18 protein-coding genes are annotated in these 19,106 nt (G+C 64.1%); 11 read left to right on the plus strand and 7 right to left on the minus strand.

Going from position 1 to position 19,106, the window contains the following annotated elements; genetic code table 11:
- Positions 1–33: 33 nt before the first annotated feature.
- From KY465_RS07490 to KY465_RS07530, 9 genes are all read left to right on the plus strand, one after another.
- Positions 34–1,470 carry a LutB/LldF family L-lactate oxidation iron-sulfur protein gene (locus KY465_RS07490; RefSeq protein ID WP_219201056.1) on the plus strand — a complete coding sequence of 479 codons (1,437 nt, stop codon included), beginning with the start codon at positions 34–36 and terminating at the stop codon, positions 1,468–1,470.
- The gene (locus KY465_RS07495) at positions 1,467–2,210 is read left to right on the plus strand and encodes a LutC/YkgG family protein (protein WP_219201057.1); all 744 of its coding nucleotides are present in this window, start codon (positions 1,467–1,469) and stop codon (positions 2,208–2,210) included. The genes KY465_RS07490 and KY465_RS07495 overlap by 4 nt, the downstream gene beginning before the upstream one ends.
- Positions 2,207–2,992: a metallophosphoesterase family protein gene (locus KY465_RS07500; protein ID WP_219201058.1), complete on the plus strand. Its 786-nt coding sequence runs from the start codon at positions 2,207–2,209 to the stop codon at positions 2,990–2,992. Before KY465_RS07495 ends, KY465_RS07500 begins: the two co-directional genes overlap by 4 nt.
- Before the next feature lie 4 nt (positions 2,993–2,996).
- Positions 2,997–3,362: a VOC family protein gene (locus KY465_RS07505; RefSeq protein WP_219201059.1), complete on the plus strand. Its 366-nt coding sequence runs from the start codon at positions 2,997–2,999 to the stop codon at positions 3,360–3,362.
- Between the two features lie 137 nt (positions 3,363–3,499).
- Entirely contained in the window at positions 3,500–4,135 is a 636-nt protein-coding gene (locus KY465_RS07510; RefSeq protein ID WP_219201723.1) for a LysE family translocator, read from the plus strand.
- A gap of 2 nt (positions 4,136–4,137) precedes the next feature.
- Positions 4,138–4,812, plus strand: coding sequence for a hypothetical protein (locus KY465_RS07515; protein ID WP_219201060.1), 675 nt, complete (start codon positions 4,138–4,140; stop codon positions 4,810–4,812).
- A gap of 47 nt (positions 4,813–4,859) precedes the next feature.
- Positions 4,860–5,657 (plus strand): 16S rRNA (uracil(1498)-N(3))-methyltransferase, encoded by a 798-nt coding sequence (locus tag KY465_RS07520; RefSeq protein WP_219201061.1) that lies wholly within the window; start codon positions 4,860–4,862, stop codon positions 5,655–5,657.
- A 144-nt stretch (positions 5,658–5,801) separates the two neighbouring features.
- On the plus strand, positions 5,802–7,175 hold the full coding sequence (locus tag KY465_RS07525; RefSeq protein ID WP_219201062.1) for a glutamate--cysteine ligase: 1,374 nt from the start codon (positions 5,802–5,804) through the stop codon (positions 7,173–7,175).
- 251 nt (positions 7,176–7,426) lie between these two features.
- A complete protein-coding gene (locus KY465_RS07530) occupies positions 7,427–8,368 on the plus strand; it encodes a DUF937 domain-containing protein (protein WP_219201063.1) in 942 nt (313 codons plus the stop codon).
- Between the two features lie 94 nt (positions 8,369–8,462).
- Here KY465_RS07530 and KY465_RS18840 read toward each other — a convergent pair whose 3' ends face one another.
- Positions 8,463–8,891 (minus strand): YjiS-like domain-containing protein, encoded by a 429-nt coding sequence (locus KY465_RS18840; RefSeq protein ID WP_428982986.1) that lies wholly within the window; start codon positions 8,889–8,891, stop codon positions 8,463–8,465.
- Positions 8,892–8,915: 24 nt separating this feature from the next.
- On the opposite strand from KY465_RS18840, the gene KY465_RS07540 reads away from it, so the two are divergent.
- Positions 8,916–9,863: a LysR substrate-binding domain-containing protein gene (locus KY465_RS07540; protein ID WP_219201065.1), complete on the plus strand. Its 948-nt coding sequence runs from the start codon at positions 8,916–8,918 to the stop codon at positions 9,861–9,863.
- 65 nt (positions 9,864–9,928) lie between these two features.
- Here KY465_RS07540 and katG read toward each other — a convergent pair whose 3' ends face one another.
- Entirely contained in the window at positions 9,929–12,109 is a 2,181-nt protein-coding gene (katG, locus tag KY465_RS07545; protein ID WP_219201066.1) for a catalase/peroxidase HPI, read from the minus strand.
- A 140-nt stretch (positions 12,110–12,249) separates the two neighbouring features.
- Between katG and KY465_RS07550 the strand changes: the two genes are divergently transcribed.
- The gene (locus KY465_RS07550; protein ID WP_255561519.1) at positions 12,250–13,164 is read left to right on the plus strand and encodes a hydrogen peroxide-inducible genes activator; all 915 of its coding nucleotides are present in this window, start codon (positions 12,250–12,252) and stop codon (positions 13,162–13,164) included.
- A 67-nt stretch (positions 13,165–13,231) separates the two neighbouring features.
- Here the strand turns inward: KY465_RS07550 and KY465_RS07555 are convergent, their stop codons facing one another.
- The 5 genes from KY465_RS07555 to KY465_RS07575 form a co-directional block, all read right to left on the minus strand.
- Positions 13,232–13,651, minus strand: a complete 420-nt coding sequence (locus KY465_RS07555; protein ID WP_219201068.1) for an MAPEG family protein — start codon at positions 13,649–13,651, stop codon at positions 13,232–13,234.
- A gap of 29 nt (positions 13,652–13,680) precedes the next feature.
- The gene (gene guaB / locus KY465_RS07560; RefSeq protein WP_219201069.1) at positions 13,681–15,183 is read right to left on the minus strand and encodes an IMP dehydrogenase; all 1,503 of its coding nucleotides are present in this window, start codon (positions 15,181–15,183) and stop codon (positions 13,681–13,683) included.
- Between the two features lie 233 nt (positions 15,184–15,416).
- Positions 15,417–16,196, minus strand: coding sequence for an MBL fold metallo-hydrolase (locus KY465_RS07565; RefSeq protein WP_219201070.1), 780 nt, complete (start codon positions 16,194–16,196; stop codon positions 15,417–15,419).
- Between the two features lie 155 nt (positions 16,197–16,351).
- Positions 16,352–17,131: an RlmE family RNA methyltransferase gene (locus KY465_RS07570; RefSeq protein WP_219201071.1), complete on the minus strand. Its 780-nt coding sequence runs from the start codon at positions 17,129–17,131 to the stop codon at positions 16,352–16,354.
- On the minus strand, positions 17,128–18,894 hold the full coding sequence (locus tag KY465_RS07575) for a Ppx/GppA phosphatase family protein (RefSeq protein WP_219201724.1): 1,767 nt from the start codon (positions 18,892–18,894) through the stop codon (positions 17,128–17,130). Before KY465_RS07575 ends, KY465_RS07570 begins: the two co-directional genes overlap by 4 nt.
- Positions 18,895–19,106 lie beyond the last annotated feature (212 nt).

Consider the following 19,106-nt stretch of genomic DNA (forward strand, 5'->3'; position numbering starts at 1 on the left):
GGAGGGCAAGGCTTGGCGCTCAGGAGCAACGTGATGGAACTGAGTTCGCACAAGTTCAAGGAACAGGCCGGCCGGGCGCTGGGCAACGCGCAATTGCAGAAGGCGTTGCTGAATGTCGAAAAGGGGTTTGTCGCCAAGCGACAACTGGCTGTCGACGCGCTGCCGGAATTCGACGCGCTGCGCGACAATGCGCGCGACATCAAGAATCATGTTCTGGCGCATCTGGATCTGTATCTGGAAGCCTATGAGAAGAAGGTCGTTGCATCGGGCGGCGTCGTGCATTGGGCCGAGACGGCGGAGGATGCGCGACGCATCGTGCTGGAGATCTGCCGCAAGGCCAATGCCAGGACGGTGACCAAGGGCAAGTCGATGATCACCGAAGAGATCGCTCTGAATGATCATCTGACGGCGAACGGCATCGAGCCGGTGGAGACCGATCTCGGCGAATATATCATCCAGCTGCGCGGCGAGCACCCGAGCCACATCATTGCGCCGGCGGTGCATCTTAACAAATCGCAGGTCGAAGGTGACTTTCGCCGGGTCCACACGCATTTGCGGGAGGACCGCGACCTGTCGGAGCCGGTATCCCTGCTCGGCGAAGCGCGCGACGTGCTGCGCCAGCGCTATCTCTCCGCTGATGTCGGCATCACCGGCGCCAATTTTCTCGTGGCCGAGACCGGCAGTTCGGTGATCGTCACCAATGAGGGCAATGGCGACCTGACGCAGACGCTCGGCAAGGTGCACATCGTGATGGCATCGATCGAGAAGATCGTTCCGACACTCGAAGATACGGCGCAGATCCTGCGCGTGCTGGCGCGCTCGGCGACTGGACAGGACATGAGCGTGTATACGACGTTCTCGACCGGGCCGCGGCGTGCGGACGATCCGGACGGGCCGGAAGAGTATCATGTGGTTCTGCTCGACAACGGCCGCTCGTCAATGCTCGGCACCGAGTACCAGGACATGCTGCGCTGTATCCGGTGCGGCGCCTGCATGAACCACTGCCCGGTCTACCACGCGGTGGGCGGCCATGCCTATGGATCGGTTTATCCCGGGCCGATGGGTGCCGTGCTGACACCGTCGTTGAACGGCATCGAGAAGACAGGGCAATTGCCGAATGCCTCGACCTTTTGCGGGCGCTGCGAGTCCGTCTGCCCGATGCGCATTCCGCTGCCGAAAATGATGCGCCACTGGCGCGAACGCGAATTCGAACGCCACCTGACACCGGCCGCGCAGCGCTATGGTCTGAAATTCTGGGCATTTTTTGCGCGGCGCCCCAGGCTTTACCGCGCCGCGGTGGCCGTGGCGATGCCGATCCTTGCGCGGTTCGGCGGCTCAAAGCGCCGGTTTTCGCATCTGCCGCTGGCCGGCGGCTGGACGCGCCACCGCGATCTGCCGGCGCCTGAAGGCAAGACCTTCGTGCAGCAATGGCAACAGCGTGGCCATAGGCGGAGTGAGGTGGCGCAATGAGCGCGCGCGAGGCGATATTGCGGCGCATCCGCAGCGCCACTCTCGGGCCGGATGGCAGGTCTGCGGGCGAAAGGGCCGGTGACGAGCAAAGGAAAGCTGGCGTTCGCGCGCGGCTCGAGACCGCACCGCGCGGCGTCATTCCAGCACGCGGGCAATTGCCGAGGGCCGAACGGGTGGCCCTGTTCGAAGAGATGGCCAGCGCCGCCAGCGCGACGATCGCCCGGCTCTCCTCCTATGAGGAGGTCGCAGCCGAGGTGAGCAATTATCTGCGCGAGCGCAACCTGCCGGCCGCAATACGCATGGGTGAGGATGGACGGCTGGCGCGGGTGCCGTGGGCGCGGGAGAAAACTCTGGACGTACGCAAGGGCCCCTCGGAGGGAACGGATCTCGTCGGTGTCAGCCATGCCTTTGCGGCGATCGCCGAGACGGGCAGCGTGGTGCTGCACTCGGGTGCTGACAACCCGACGACCCTCAATTTCCTGCCCGAACATCATGTCGTGATCGTCGATGCGGACGCTATTGCCGGCGACATGGAAAGTGTCTGGAGCGCTCTTCGCAACGAAACGGATCGCGAGAACTTGGCGGGCGGCCGCTCTGCTGGCGGCGGGCAAGATGCGGCGAAGATGCCGCGAACGGTGAATGTCATCACCGGGCCCTCCCGCTCCGGCGACATCGAACAGACCATTCTGCTTGGCGCCCACGGCCCGCGCGCACTGCATCTGATCATCGTTGATACATGACGACCGGCATCTCGTTCGAGACGGCAGAGCCGCCGGCCGGCATGCGGATCGTGGCGATTGGCGATGTGCACGGCTGCCGCGAGCAACTGGCGCGGCTGCTCGACCGTGTCGAGGCGGAAATTGCCCGCGACGGGCCGGAAGAGTGGCGCATTGTCATGCTGGGTGACTATGTCGACCGCGGGCCGGAGTCGCGCGGCGTGCTCGACCTTTTGACCGAGCGCAGCAGGGATCCTCGGTTCATCTGCCTGGCCGGCAATCATGACGACCGCATGCTCGAATTCCTGCGCGACAGCGCGCAAAAAGACTTCTTTCTGCGCTTTGGCGGCCGGCAGACCGCTGAAAGCTACGGCGTCAATCTGGATGAGCGGTCCGAAGCCGCCTTTGCCGCCTCGCGGCAGGCCCTGGCAGCGACCGTACCGGCGCAGCATCTGCGCTTCCTCGAGGCTTTGCCCGCCAGCGCCGAGTTTGGCGATTTCTTCTTCTGCCATGCGGGCATTCGTCCCGGTGTTTCGCTGGCGCAGCAAAGCCGCAATGATCTGACCTGGATTCGCCGCGAGTTTCTGGACTTTGAGGGGCCGCACCCGCGGCTGATCGTGCATGGCCACACGCCGCATGCGGCGGTGCAACTGCGCCGCAATCGTGTCAATATCGACACCTGCGCATTCGACACCGGAGTGCTGACGGCACTGGTGGCCGAGGGGCGGCGCAAATGGCTGCTGCAGACCGGACCGGATGGTGCGCGAAGCGTGCCTATCCCGGGTCCTCGCAGTGCGGAGCAATGAGGTCATGGCTGTCAGACGGATCGTACGCAATGTTCAGGTGGCCGACCCGGCTGTGGCCCAGGCCTTTTATGGCGATGTGCTGGGCATGGAGCCGGCCATGGATATGGGCTGGATTGTCACCTTTTTCAGCCCGGCGGCTGCGTGCGAAGGCCCCTCGCCCGTGCAGATCAGCTTTGCCACGCAAGGCGGATCGGGCACCGGCGTGCCGGACCTTTCGATCGAGGTCGACGACTTTGATGCGGTCCTGGCGCGCGTGATGGAACGCGGCTACGAGGTGACCTATGGCCCCGTCGACGAGCCGTGGGGCGTGCGGCGTTTCTTCGTGCGCGATCCGGCCGGGCAAATTGTCAATATCCTGACGCACACATAGACTTGCCCTGACTTGCCCTGACTTGCCCTGACGGGCCGGGGCGGGCCGGCCGCGCGGACATCTTGACCATTCCCTTTTTTTGCGGCTTGGCTGTTGCAGCACGTTGGTGAACGCTCTGCGGAGGACAGGCCTTGGATATCTCGATTGCTCATTTCGGTGCCTTCGTCATCGCCAGCCTCCTCGTGCTTCTGGTTCCGGGGCCGACGGTGATGCTGGTGATCAGTCAGGCACTGGCCGATGGTCGCCGTGTGGCCTTCGCCAGCGTCGCCGGTGTGGCGGCCGGCGATCTTCTGGCCACCAGCCTGTCACTGGCCGGAGCCGGAGCCGTGCTCGCCACCTCGGCCAGCCTGTTCCAGGCTCTCAAACTGGCCGGCGCCGCCTATCTGATCTGGATCGGCATAAGGATGTGGCGCAATCCGCCGCGCCTCGGAGCCGATTTGGATGTCGCGGCTGCCGGCGACGGGCGGGCCCTGCGCACGGTGTTCCGCGATGCCTTTCTGGTCACGGCCCTCAACCCGAAGGGGATCTTGTTCTTCGTGGCCTTTGTGCCGCAATTTATCGATCCGGCGCTGGCATACGGGCCGCAGGCGGCACTCTACGTCATCACCTTCACGCTGCTCGGAGTGGTCAATGCCGGCGCCTATGGCCTGGCCGCTGCATCGGCGCGGCGCATGGTGCGACGGCCCGGAACCATGCGCGCCATCGGCCGGGGCGGCGGTGCGGTGCTGATCCTGGCTGGAGCGGCCACCGGAATGAGCCGGGCCGGCGCATAGGCATGCCGCTCGGCAACCGGTGCGATCCATCCGGGGCACTGCATGCGACGCCAGCGCGCGGCGAATGGACGGGCAATCGCGGCAGCATTCATGACCCGGTGACACGCAGCCGGCTCGGCCGGCGCTGGTCGACACACGCCTGGATCTGCTGCAGCCTGTCCTACAAGGGGCAACGGCGCGACGTCTGGGGTCGGAACGGCGGGCCTGGAAGCGCCGGCGCTGGCTGGAGCGAATTGTTCTTTCTTGATGAGGTGACAGCACTGGCGGCGGGTCACCGTCCATGTTTTCTCTGCCGGCGCGCTGCCGCACTCGATTTTCAAAGCGGCTGGCAAAGCGGCCTGATGGGTGGCCGTGCGGCCACGCCCGTCCGCGCGCCTGAGATGGACGCCGTGCTGCACCGGGAGCGGTGGCAATCGCGACGCGCAGCGCCGGAGATCCTTTCAACCGATGCGCTTGCCGACCTGCCGGATGGCACGGTGGTGGCAGCGGGATCGCGATGGCTGGCCCTGCGCGAAGGGGCTGCGCGCGCCTGGTCATTTTCGGGCTACGGGGCGCCCGAAGCGCTGAATGACCGTGCCGCGGGCTTCGATCTGCCGTTGCGGCTGGTGACGCCGAGAGCGATCATCGAAGTCCTGCGGGCCGGCTATCAACCGGGCTGGCACTCTTCAGCAGCATAGTTGCACCCACTTGACGGAGGCCACCAGGCTGGCCATTGCTTGCGGCCATGCGAGCCAATTACAAACTCAGGCGGCTTTTCGTCATGCAAAGCCTATCGGAAGATGTCCGTATCGCCGCGGACCGGGCGCAGAGCCACTATCTGCTGCATGTTTTGCGGATGGAGAGCGGCCGTGAACTGCTGGTGTTCAATGGTCGGGATGGCGAATGGCGGGCGCGGATCGAGATCCCGTCGCGCAAGGCGGTGACGCTGGTTCCTGTCCGGCGCGAACGGCCACAGCCGGAAGCTGCCGATCTCGTGTTCTGTTTTGCGCCGATCAAGGCGGGCCGACTGGACTGGCTTGTCGAAAAAGCCGTCGAGATGGGCGCCGGCGCGATCCAGCCGGTGATCACCGACTTCACCCAGAATGCGCGCCTCAATTCCGGCAAGATGGAGAGCTGGATCATCGAGGCGGCGACGCAATGCGGGGTGCTGGCAGTGCCCGAGCTGCGGCCGGTCGTCCGGCTCGACAGCTTGCTGGAGGGCTGGCCGGAAGATCGGGCGCTGATTTTCTGCGACGAGGATCGCGGCACAGACAATCCGGCACCGGCGCTGTCGGCGGTCCGGCACGACCATCTCGGTGTGCTGATCGGGCCGGAGGGCGGCTTTTCCGATGACGAACGCGAGCGCCTGCGCGCCCTGCCCTTCGTCACCGCCATTCCGCTCGGACCGCGCATCCTGCGCGCCGATACGGCAGCTGTCGCCGCATTGACGGCGGTACAGATGCTGCTCGGCGACTGGCAGCACCAAGGCCGCGGCGCAGCGTCTCTGTCTCGCAGCGAGGACCCGCCGCCCGGTGCCCCTTGACGGTTTGTGTCAAACACCTTTGAACGATGTTCAGCCCTTTTGACTTGCAGCAGGCGGAAAACCGGTCCAAGCAGGGGCCACAATCTTATTCCCGCCATGCGGCGGGGCAGCACGCCGTAGCGGCCCCTTACCAACGGAACCTTCATGGCACGCGACACGACTGATGAAACGCCGATCGGCTCGATCGACGAGTTGAGCGCCTATCTCGCCAGCGGCTGCAAACCGCGCTCGCAATGGCGGATTGGCACCGAGCACGAAAAATTCGCCTTTTTCGCCGAGGACAACACACCCGTTCCCTATGATGGCGAGCGTTCGATCCGCAGTCTGCTGGTCGGCATGTCGGAGATCCTCGGCTGGGAACCGATCGTCGATGAGGGCAACATCATCGGTCTTGTCGAACCGACCGGCCAGGGCGCCATCAGTCTTGAACCGGGCGGCCAGTTCGAGTTGTCAGGTGCGGCGCTGGAGACCATTCACCAGACCTGCCGCGAATCGAACGCGCATCTGGCGCAATTGCGCGAGATTGCTGATCCGCTCGGCATCCGCTTTCTCGGCATGGGCGGCAGTCCGAAATGGCGGCGGGACGAGACACCGCGGATGCCGAAATCGCGGTATGACATCATGACCCGCTACATGCCGAAGGTCGGCAGCCAGGGCCTCGACATGATGTACCGGACCTGCACGATCCAGGTGAATCTCGATTTCGCCACGGAAGCCGACATGCGACGCAAGATGCAGGTCGGCATGAAGCTGCAGCCCCTTTCGACAGCGCTGTTCGCCTCCTCGCCCTTCACCGACGGTCGGCCGAACGGGCTGGTGTCCTGGCGCGGCGATATCTGGCGCGATACGGACAACCAGCGGGCGGGCCTGCTGGACTTCACGTTCCGCGATGATTTCGGCTTTGCCGACTACACGCAATGGGCCCTCGACGTGCCGATGTATTTCATCATTCGCAATGGGCGTTATCACGATGCCACGCATGTCACCTTCCGGCAGTTCATGAATGGCGCGCTGAAAGGCGAAATCGACCAGCCGGAGCCGACACTGGGCGATTGGACCAACCACATCTCGACGCTGTTTCCCGATGTGCGACTGAAGCGTTTTCTCGAAATGCGCGGCGCCGATGGCGGGCCGTGGCGGCGCATCTGTGCGCTGCCGGCCTTCTGGGTCGGGCTGCTTTATGACGATGCGGCCCTTGATGCGATCTGCGATCTGACCGGCGACTGGAGCGTGGCCGAAGTGCAGGACATGCGCGATGTGGTGCCGCGCGACGGGCTGAAGACCGCCTTTCGCGGCCGCACGCTGCAGAACCTTGCCAAGGAGGTGCTGGCGATCTCCCGGCAGGGACTGGTCAACCGGGCCCGGCTGAACAGCGAAGGTCATGACGAGAGCCATTTCCTGGCGCCTCTCGAGGAAACGGTGGCGCGCGGCACGACGATCGCCGAGGAGATGCTGGCGCTGTATCACGGCCGCTGGAATGGATCGGTCGATCCGCTGTTTGGCGAATTCGCCTATTAGGCACCTGCTTCCGCCGGGTCTGCATCCGCTGCTGTTGCTCGCGCCATCGGGCTCGGCAAGAGCACGCTGCGTTCGGCGGAACCGCGTCGACGGTCAGACATTCTCCCATCTGAGTGGACGCGTTGCGGCACGTCGTGCCGAGGTATAAGCTTTCCGGTCTATGTTGCACTAAACCCGCGCTTATGGCGCACTAACTCCGCGCTTATGGCGCACAATTCCGCGCTTAGGCGCAGCAATGGGAGACGCCGCCGATGATGCCGCTGTACGAGATGATGACGCGGGCCCAGAATGGCGAGGCCATGCAATTGATGGCGCGTCAGTTCGGGCTGTCGCAAGCGCAGGTCACGCAGGCCATGGAAGCGCTGATGCCGGCTTTCTCCGCCGGGCTGAAGCGTAACGTGCAAAATCCCATGGATATGGGGCAATTCCTGCAGGCGCTGGCGAGTGGCAATCACGTGCAGTATTTCGATGATCTGCGCCGCGCCTTCACGCCGGCCGGCGCTGCCGAGGGCAACAATATACTCGGCCATCTGTTCGGGTCCAAGGATGTCAGCCGGGCGGTCGCTGCGCAGGCGGAAATGGTGACCGGCATCACGGAAACGATCTACAAGCAGATGTTGCCGGCGGTCGCCGCGGCGATCATGGGCGGTCTGTTCAAACAGGCGACCGGACAGATGGCCGGCGGCGGGATGGGTGCAACGGATACCGCAACCGGAAAATACGGCCAGGCGGTCAGCGATATCATCTCGGAGATGATGAAGGGTGACTTTGCCGCCGCCGGGCGGCGTCAGATGGAGGCGGGCCAGGCGGCGCTGGAGACGCCGTTCGGCCAAGCGATGAAGGGCATGGTCGATGGAGCGTTCGGACAGCCACAGACTTCGCGCGCCGCCGAGACGAAGCAGCCGGATTTCGCCGAAGCCTTGAACGCAAATCCCTTCATGCAGGCGTGGCGCGACATGCTGACGGCGGGCACTCAAGACAGCAGCAGTGCCGGTTCCGCGAAAAGCGGTGCGAAAACACGCAAGGGCAGCGCGGCGGGCGATGGCCAGGAAGGCAGCGCAAGCAGTGCGGCTTCGCCTGCCGATATTTTCGGCCCGATGTTCGAGGCGGGCCGCGAGGTGCAGCGTGGCTATCAAAAGCAGATCGAGACGATATTCGACCAATATATGAAAGGTATGGACCCGAAGCGCTGACGTCCAGGGTGCAAAAAGCCCGGCCGCCGCAGCGACCGGGCAAATGACGGGGTCAATACAGGGTCTGCACTTCCCCGCCGGGGACTTCGAAGGGCTAGCGAAGCCCCGATTGCGCGTTAAGTCGGGCCCGTCGCGCCAGTTCACGCGTAAAGTCACCCTGAGATTCAGCTCTGATGCTTGCTGCGAGATCGTGGCGGGTCAGCCCAATATCGGCCAGTTGCTCGGGGGTCATCTCCGCCAGTATTCGCGCCGCGCGTCGGTTGCGCGCGCGCAGCCGCATTGCTCCCACGCCAAGCACCAGGATCCGGGTTGCATATGAGGTCAATCCTGCCAGAGGGGACTTGGCCGCCGGGCTTCTCGAAACGGTCGCTGACTGTGCCATGGCGTTCTCCCTGATGTTGCGGCCACCTTTGGACGGGCACGCCGAGGCGCGCCTGCAAGGCACCGCCCGTCCGCCCGTTTTCGAGAGGAAATTGCCGCGAATGGATTGATCAGTCCAACGAATGTTTCTAATCATGTCCATCAATATTCTTGATGGGAGGCCCAGATGCCGGCACCGCTCGATATCGATCAACTGCAAACCTTCATCGCGATTGTGGATACCGGCAGTTTCACCCGGGCGGCTGACCGCGTCTGCAAGACCCAGTCGGCCGTTTCGATGCAGATGCGGCGGCTGGAAGAACGGCTCGGCAAAGATCTGTTCGTCAAGGATGGGCGGACCAACCGGCTCTCGGAGGAAGGGGAGCGGCTGATCGGCTATGCGCGGCGGATGATCAAGCTGAACAATGAGACGATGGTCGCCTTCGATGACAACAAGCTGGAAGGCGCGATGCGGGTCGGGACGCCGGACGACTATGCAGACCGCTACATGCCGGGGATCATCGCCCGCTTTGCCAAGACACATCCGGGTGTTGAACTCTACATCGAATGCGAGCCGTCCGTGGAACTGGCGGCGCGGCTGCAGCGCGGCGAACTGGATGTTGCTCTGGTGACCCACGATCCGAGCCTGCGCGGTTCGGAAGTGGTGCGCACCGAGCCGCTGTACTGGGTGTCATCGATGAGCCACGCGGTGCATGAAGAGGCCGTTGTGCCGCTGGCGGTCGGACGCCCGCATTGCCGCTGGCGCTCGCTAGCCTGCGCAGCGCTCGATTCGGCAGAGCGCGAGTACCAGATCCTGTTTACCAGCTGGTCGGCCACGGTGGTGGCTTCTGCGGTACTTTCGGGGCTTGCGGTGTCGTTGTTGCCCGAATGCGCCGTGCGACCGGGAATGCGCATTCTCTCGCAGGCCGACGGTTTTCCCGCTCTTATGCCGGCGCAAATCGGTCTGATGCGGCGCCAAGGTGCACCGGCGGCGCTGGTCAATGCCCTGTGCGGGCACATTGCCGCCAGCCTCGACAATATTTCCTCGCCGACGATCGAGGAGGCCGAGTCCAGTCCGGGAATCAAGCGTGAGCGCGGCTTGCAGGACGAGATCCCGTCCTTCGCGGCCTGGTAGGACGCGCTTGAAACAAAAAAACCGGGGCGCCGCGACGCCCCGGTCGATGACATTACGAACCTGCCTCAGGCGTGCAGATCGTAGCGGTCGGCGTTCATCACCTTGGTCCATGCGGCGATGAAATCGTCGACAAATTTGCCGCCGGCATCATCCGCGGCGTAGATCTCGCCAAGGGCGCGAAGCTGCGAATTCGATCCGAAGACGAGATCGACCCGGCTTGCCTGCCACTTCACTTCCTCGGTGGCACGATCGCGTCCCTCATAGACATGTTCATTGTCCTCGGACTGTTTCCAGGCCACGCCCATGTCGAGGAGATTGACAAAGAAGTCATTGCTCAGCGTGCCGGGCCGATCGGTGAAGACGCCGTAGGGGGTTGCTCCGTGATTGGCGCCGAGGACCCGCAATCCGCCGATCAACACGGTCATTTCCGGTGCCGACAGACCGAGCAGTTGCGACCGGTCGACCAGCAATTGTTCGGTCGGGATGGTCTTCTGGTCGGCATGGACATAATTGCGGAATCCATCGGCCTTCGGCTCGAGCGGTCCGAACGATTCCGTATCGGTCATTTCCGCTGTGGCGTCCGTGCGGCCCGGGGCGAACGGCACCGTGACGTCGTGTCCGGCGTCGCGCGCCGCCTTCTCGATCGCCGCCGCGCCGCCCAGGACGATCAGATCGGCCATGGACACTTTCTTGCCGCCCGATGCGGCGCTGTCAAAATCGTTCCGGATGCTCTCGAGAGCATCGAGGACGCCGGCGAGTTGCGCCGGTTCATTGACCTCCCAGTCCTTTTGCGGGGCCAGACGGATGCGGGCCCCGTTGGCACCGCCGCGCTTGTCGGAAATGCGAAAGGTGGCCGCTGAAGCCCAGGCGGCAGAAATCAGGGCGTGCGGGGCAACGCCCGAGGCGAGAATCTTTTCCTTCAGATCGGCAATGTCAGCCTCGTCGATCAGCGGATGATCGGCGGCCGGCACCGGATCCTGCCAGAGCAGATCTTCGGCTGGCACTTCCGGCCCGAGATAACGCACCTTCGGGCCCATGTCGCGATGGGTGAGCTTGAACCAGGCGCGGGCAAAAGCGTCGGCAAACTCCTCTGGGTTCTCGTAGAAGCGACGCGATATCTTCTCGTAGACGGGGTCGAAGCGCAGCGCCAGATCGGTGGTCAGCATGTTCGGCGTGCGGCGCTTGCCCGGCTCATGCGGGTCCTCGATGGTGTCATAAGCCTCGGAATTCTTTGGCTGCCACTGGTGGGCACCGGCCGGGCTTTTAGTCAGTTCCCACTCATAGGCGAACAGGTTGTGAAAGAAGCCATTGCCCCATTTGGTCGGGGTGTCGGTCCAGATCACCTCGAGGCCGGAGGTGAAGGCCTCGTTGCCCTTGCCGCCGGTGGTCCAGCCAAAGCCCTGCTCGGTGATATCGGCACCCTCCGGCTCAGCGCCGACTGTCGTGGGATCGCCATTGCCATGGGTCTTGCCGAAGGTATGGCCGCCGGCGATCAGCGCCACGGTCTCTTCGTCGTTCATCGCCATGCGGCCGAACGTCTCGCGGATGTCTTTTGCCGCGGCGACCGGATCCGGATTGCCGTTGGGCCCCTCCGGATTGACGTAGATCAAGCCCATCTGAACGGCGGCGAGCGGATTTTCCAGTGCCCTGCCCTCGCTGTAGCGCTTGTCGCCGAGCCATTCTTCCTCGGTGCCCCAGTACACGTCCTCCTGCGGCTCATAGACATCCTCGCGGCCGCCACCGAACCCGAAGGTCTTGAAGCCCATCGACTCCAGGGCGCAGTTGCCGGTCAGGATCATCAGATCGGCCCAGGAGAGCTTCTTGCCGTATTTCTTCTTGACCGGCCAGAGCAGGCGCCGCGCCTTGTCAAGATTGGCATTGTCCGGCCAGCTGTTGAGCGGCGCGAAACGTTGGCTGCCGGAGGACGAGCCGCCACGGCCATCGCCGATCCGATAGGTGCCGGCCGAATGCCAGGCCATGCGGATCATGAACGGGCCGTAGTGGCCCCAATCGGCCGGCCACCAGTCCTGGCTGTCGGTGAGCACCTGGAAGATGTCCTGCTTGACTGCATCGAGATCGAGCGACTTGAAAGCTTCGGCGTAGTCGAAGTCGGGATCCATCGGATTGCCGGCAGGCGCATTCTGGTGAAGGATCTTGAGATTGAGATGATTGGGCCACCAATCCTTGTTGCCGCGTCCCTTGAACGTGGTGTGCATGACTGGACATTTTTCGACCTTGGCGTCCATCTGTTCCTCCAACTGATGTTCTGAATGAAGCCCGTCACTGCGAGCCTTGTCCGGCAGAATGGGGGAGGTTCTCAATAGATTCCAATTGTATTTTCAGAAAGTTTCGATAGTTTTTCGTTATCGTGATCACGTTCAAGCAAATGCTCTATTTCGATGCACTGGCGCGGCGGCTGCATTTTGGCCAGGCTGCGGCCGAGGTGCATGTCTCCCAGCCGGCCCTGTCGACGCAGATTGCCGAACTGGAAAATCGGCTGGACTGCAAACTGGTGGAGCGCACGCGCGGCGCCGTCGTGCTGACCGATGCGGGGCGGCGTTTTCTGCCGGCATTCCGCCGCATCCTCGACGAAGTGCGGTCGATCGAGGAACAGGCGCGGCAGGTCGGCGGCCTGCTGCAGGGACCGTTGACGCTCGGCATGATCCCGACATTGGCACCCTACCTGCTGCCGGCTCTGGCACCTGAAATCGGGCGACGCTATCCGAGCCTGGAACTGCGCGTGCGCGAGACCATCACCGACACGCTGATCGAGCAATTGCAGACCGGAGGCATCGATGCGGCGATCGCCGCCTTGCCGATCACAGAACGGTGGCTTGGACACATCCCGCTGTTCACCGACCGCTTTTTCCTGGTCGCCGGTGCGTCCGACCCGGTCGGACGCGATGCGCCGCTGGCGCCGCGGGGCGCGGGTTTCGACCGGTTGCTGCTGCTCGAGGAGGGCCATTGCCTGCGCGATCAGGCGCTGGCCTTGTGCGACGGCGGAGCGGCCAGCGCGCTGGTCAATTTCGGCGCGACATCGCTGACAACGCTGTTGCAGATGGTCGCGAACGGCATGGGTCGGACCCTGGTCCCCGAGATTGCCATCCCCGCCGAGGCGGCAGAACGCAGCGATATCCGGGTGGTGGCGTTTGCCGCACCGGCTCCGCAACGTGAAATCGCGCTGCTGTACCGCAAGGGCAGTCATCGCCAGGCAGATTTCAATGTCCTGGCGGAGCTGTGCCGCACGACGGCCAAGAGCCTGCTGGCGCAATCGCGGCGGATGGTGGCGCGGGCGAGTTAACTTCGAGGCCACACGCTCGTTCGCCGGGAGATCGGATTGGCGATCGGCCCGGCTACGGCCCAGGCCCTTAAAGGCCGAGCCCGAGCAAATGCAAAGCGAGCAGCCCCCACAGGGCGAATACGGCGGCAAAACCGACAATGAACAGCGGCCGGCGATGGCGCAGCCGATTGCTGGTCAGATGCACATAGCTGTGCACATAGCGCGAAACGACGAACAGCCAGGCCAGCACGAGCGTCAGGATACTGACGCCGGCAGCCATCTGCAATGACAGGCAGGCGGCGAAGAACAGGACCGGCAACTCGAACTGGTTGATCAGGTTGCGCACCGCCGTCGCGCTCGGCTGCGGCTCGGTGAACGGCACATAGAAATCACCGGCCTTGGCCGCGCCACTGCGAACGGCACCGAAGCGCCGGCGCGACACCACGACATAAACCAGGAAAATCAGCAGGACCTGGGCGATCATCGGCCAGAAAATGGCGGTGCTCATGCAGCTTACTCCTCTAACACGTGGAGCCGTCAGGCGCCGCCTGGATAGTTCGGGCTTTCGCGGGTGATGGTGACATCGTGGGCGTGGCTTTCGCGCAAGCCGGCATTGGAAATGCGCACAAAGGTGGCGCGCTCGTGAAAGCTCGCAAGATCGGCCGCGCCGACATAGCCCATCGCGGCGCGCAGACCGCCGGCGAGCTGGTGCAACACGCCAGAGACCGGTCCCTTGTAGGGCACCTGGCCTTCGATGCCTTCCGGGACAAGTTTCAGCGTATCGCGCACCTCGGCCTGGAAATAGCGGTCGGCGGACCCGCGTGCCATGGCCCCGACGCTGCCCATGCCGCGATAGGCCTTGAAGGAGCGGCCCTGGTGCAGATAGACCTCGCCAGGGCTTTCATCGGTGCCGGCGAGCAGCGAGCCAACCATCGCCGCCGACGCACCGGCGGCAATGGCCTTGGCGAGATCACCGGAAAACTTGATGCCACCATCGGCGATCACCGGCACATCCTGTTTCTGCGCGGCCTCGACCGCCGACATGATGGCGGAAAGCTGCGGCACGCCGACACCGGCGACAATGCGCGTCGTGCAGATCGAGCCCGGGCCGATGCCGACCTTGACCGCGTCGGCGCCGGCATCGATCAGGGCTTTCGTCGCCTCGGCGGTCGCGACATTGCCGGCCATGATGCGCACGGAGTTCGAGAGCGTCTTGACGCGCGAGACGGCATCGAGAACACGCTGCGAATGGCCGTGCGCGGTATCGATGACAATCATGTCGATGCCGGCGTCAAGCAGCCGCTCGGCCCGCTCGTAGCCATCGTCGCCGACACTGATTGCCGCGGCGGCGCGCAGGCGGCCCTGGGCATCCTTGGATGCATTCGGGTTGAGCTGTGACTTTTCGATATCCTTGACGGTGATCAGCCCGACGCACAGCCCGTTGCCATCGACGACCAGCAGCTTTTCGATGCGGTGCGAGTGCAACAGCCGCTTGGCCTCGGCGAGATCGACTGTCTCGTTGACTGTCACCAGATTCTCGCGGGTCATCAACTCGCTGACCGGCTGCGCCGGATCCGAGGCAAAACGCACGTCGCGATGGGTCAGGATGCCGACAAGGCGGCCGGGGCCGTTGCGATCAAGGCCATGGTGTTCAACGACCGGGATGCCAGAAATACGGTGCATCTTCATCAATTCGAGCGCATCCGACAGGCGGGCATCCGGATGAATGGTCACCGGGTTGACGACCATGCCGCTCTCGAACTTCTTGACCTGGCGTACCTCTTCGGCCTGTTCGGCCGGCGTGAGGTTGCGGTGAATGACGCCGATGCCGCCGGCCTGGGCCATGGCGATCGCCAGATGACTTTCCGTCACCGTGTCCATGGCCGAGGACAGGATCGGTAGATTGAGATCGAAATCGCGGGCAATGCGGGTTGCGATATTTGTCTGACCGGGCATGATTTCCGAATGGCCGGGCTGAAGCAGCACGTCGTCGAAGGTCAGCGCCAGTGCGCCGGTCGAATATTCAATGATCTTTGCCATCGCTGTTGGTCCTGTCGGGAAATAGGGAGCCGAAAGCGGCATCCTGCGTTGGCAAGGGCTGGTACCATGGCTCTTGCCAATGCGGAAGGGCACGGGGGCGGCAAATGACAGAAAGTTGTTATCGAGGGGCCATGGGCGCCGCGGCGAGCGGCCCCTGAAGAGCGGGTTGAGCGCAGGCGCCCGGTACTACCGGCACGTCCGGCCCCGGCAGAAGCCGGAGCCGGGCCGAAGAATCAGCCGTACCAATCGCCCATGCGGACCTCGATCTCATCGCTCACCAGTTCGGCAAATTCCGCCGGGTCCTGGGTGCCACCGTCGCGGCCGCGGTAGTGGTAGGGATAGACATATTTCGGCTTGAATGCCGACACGGCATCGGCGGCCTGTTTGACATCCATGGTGAAAGGCAGGTTCATGCACAGGAAAGCCAGATCGATATCCTGCAGCGCCTTCATTTCCGGTGTGTTCTCGGTGTCACCGGAAATGTAGACGCGAAAGCCGTCGAAATTCAGCACATAGCCGTTGTCGCGGCCCTCGGGATGAAATTTCTGGCGCTCCTCGGTGATGTTGTAGGCGGGTATCGCCTCGATCTGCATGCCGCCAAACAGGATATTCTCGCCATTGGAGACCAGGCGCGCCCGTTCCTTCAGCGTCTGCGGCAGCATGGCGTGCACGGCCGGGTTGGCAATGATTTCGGTTTTGTCCCCAACCAGGGCGGCGAGCGTATCCGCATTGTAGTGGTCGCCATGCTCATGCGTGATGAGGATGAGATCCGGCGCCGGCAGGTCTGCGTATTGCGCGGGCTCGCCGACAGGGTCGACGTGAATGACGCCCAGCGGTGTTTCCATGACAAACGAGGCGTGACTGATCGGATGCACCGAAATGTCGCCAGCCCCGGTCTCGAAGGTATCGGTCGCGGCAGCGGCGTGATTGTCGGCTCGGGCCTGCCACGGCAGAAGCACGAGGGTCGCTCCGGCTGCGGCACTGTGGATGAGATGGCGGCGGGTGAGTGTCATCGAATTTCTCCTGCAGGGGTTGCATGGTGAACGACAGCACCGGACGATACCGTTCTGTGCGCCGGGACGGCCGCGCGGTCCTTGCGAGTATGTGGCACCGGATGCGGCAGTGGCAAGTTTTTAACCCGTGACGCCCCGCCTGCCGGCATGCGCGATCAGTCCGAACCATCCTCGGCGCCAGCAGAGCGGAGCGTGGCTCCGTTCTCCGTCCCGGCCTCTTCTTCGGCATCGTGTTCCGACGCACGCCGCCCCTTGAAGCCCTTGGCGAGGACGAACATTTCAACGGATTCGGAGCGGCTGGCGGGCGGCTTGACATGAATGACGGAGCGGAAATTCTGCTTGAGGAAGGTCAAGAGTTCGCGTTCGGTCCCGCCTTGAAATGTCTTGGCGAGGAAGTGCCCGCCGGGCCGCAACACATCGACCGCGAAATGTGCCGCGACTTCACACAGATACATGGTCCGCAGATGATCCGTGCTGGCATGGCCGGTGGTCGGCGCCGCCATGTCGGACAGGACGAGATCAGGCGCGCCGCCGAGTGCCTGCATCAACTTTTCCGGTGCTGCATCGTCGAGAAAGTCCATCTGCAGAAACCGCACGCCGGGCAGCGCGTCCATCTCGAGAAAATCGATTGCCGCAACACGCGGATGGTCCTCATCGGATCCCGTGACCCGCGCGGCAATCTGCGACCAGCCACCCGGTGCGGCGCCGAGATCAATGATCCTTCGGGCGCCCTTGAGGATCTGGTGCTTTTCGTCGATCTCGAGCAGCTTGTAGACGGCGCGGGAGCGATAGCCTTCCTGTTTGGACCGCTGCACATAGGGATCGTTGAGATGCCGCTCCAGCCAGCGGCGCGAAGAGGCTTTGAGCTTGCCCTTCTTGATCTTCTGACCGAGCTTGCGACCGCCCGGCTTGGAACGCGAAGGCGGCTGGCTCATGGCTTGGATCCCCCGTGCTGATACAGGGGTGCGGCGCGCAGCTTGGACCGGTAGCGGCGGCCGGCACGCCGCCACGCACCATCCTGTCCCATCATTTCGTTGAGCAGGCCTTCCCGCAAGCCGCGGTCGGCAACGCGCATGCGCTCGGACGGCCAGCGCTTGCGGATGGCCTCGAGAATGGCGCAGCCCGCCAGAACCAGATCGGCGCGGTCGGCGCCGATGCAGGGATTGGCGGCGCGCTGGTTGAAATCCCAGGTCAACAGACGTTCGAGCGTGCGATCGACATCGTCGCGAGACAGCCAGACGCCATCAACCTTGCGGCGATCATAGCGGGGCAGTTCCAGATGCAGGCCGGCGAGCGTCGTCACCGTTCCAGAGGTGCCAAGCAGATGAAAGCAGGCGGGATCGGCATCCGGCGCGAAGGCCGGCAGATCGGGCGGCATGAAGCGAGCCAGCATGGTCTCGACCTCGGCGACCATGGCCTCAAAGGACTGCCGGGTGACTGTGCTGCCGCCATGGCGTTCGGACAGCGTGACAACGCCGACCGGCAGCGAAGTCCAGGCGCGAATGTGATTGGCCAGACGATTGGAGCGGTTTTCACTCAGATCGATCATGGCGATCTCAGAAGACCCGCCGCCGATGTCGAACAGGACCAGCCCCTTGGTGTCGCGATCGATCAGCGAGGAACAGCCGGCGACGGCCAGGCGTGCCTCGGTTTCCCTGTCGACAACCTCCAGTTCAAGCGCCGTCTCGCGGCGCACCCGTTCGAGGAATTCCGCTCCATTGCCGGCGGCGCGACAGGCCTCGGTGGCAATCAGCCGCTTCATGCGCACGCGGCGGCTGCCCAGCTTGCCGGCGCATACCCGCAAAGCCTCGATCGAACGGTTCATGGCATCATCGGAAAGGCGGCCATTGGCGGCCAGCCCCTCGCCGAGGCGGACAATCCGCGAAAAGGCATCGACGACGCGAAACTGGCCGGGACGGGTTGGCTGCGCAACCAGCAGGCGGCAATTGTTGGTGCCGAGATCGAGAGCGGCATAAAGATCATCCGCATCGCGACGCGGCCGCGCGCCGCCGCGCGGTGGAAAGCGGGGTGCGGCGTGGCGCGCGGACCCTGGTTGATCGCCGGATACGGCCGTCGCGCCTTCGGCTTTGTCCTTGCGGGGGCCTCTTGGGTCGGACTGGTCGGCGGCGGGCACGGGTGCGGCCTCACCACAGCGCAACGGCGTGCCCTGCAGTTCGCGGGTCTGCTTGCGGGCCCGACCGCGACGGCGCTTGCGGCGTGACTTGCCGGACGGCGCGTCCTCGCCTGCAACTGCGTTTTCCTGCGAATGTCCGCCCGTGGCAGAACTTGCTTGGCCAGAGCGCGCGCTGGCAGAATTGCCGGCCGTGTCCCGCTTTTCATTGTGCTCGTGCGCTTCCGACTGCAAGGGAGCTGAAGAGTGTTCCGTATGCGATGATTGATTTTCCGCTTTGTGCCGAGATCCCTTGCCGCGCCGCTTGCGGCGGCGGCGGCGGCGTGAGGGCTCGTCCGTTCCCGGCGAGGACGGCGAAGCACCATTGGGAGAGAGGGGCGCACCAGACGTGGGTGCGGGCTCCGATTGAACGGTCTCGGGAGATCCGGTGGCATGGGGCCGGCCTGACGGAGTCCCGCTGTGGGCCGACCCTTGAGAGACACGGGTGGCGTCTCCCTTCTGCGCTGCCTCTGCCGCTGCCGCCTTTTCTGGTGCGGCGCCTGCGGAGGAGTGCCTGCCGTTCCGTATCTCCCCCTGCTGCGGCCTCAGGCCGTCGGGAGAGTCGGTCACGATGCGTCCTTTGCGCCAGCAGCGGCGAAGTATCCGGCGGCGCAGCTGTGTGTTGCGTTGCCGTCAGCCTAGCAAAGACGACGCTTTTCACAAAACGGTTTCTCAGCAGGAACCAGTTAACGCGGCGCTGCGGGCGGGCGCCAGACGCGCCTGCCGCACCCACAATGCGC

This window comes from Neohoeflea coraliihabitans (assembly GCF_019334345.1).
Taxonomy (GTDB): Bacteria; Pseudomonadota; Alphaproteobacteria; order Rhizobiales; family Rhizobiaceae; genus Pseudohoeflea; species Pseudohoeflea coraliihabitans.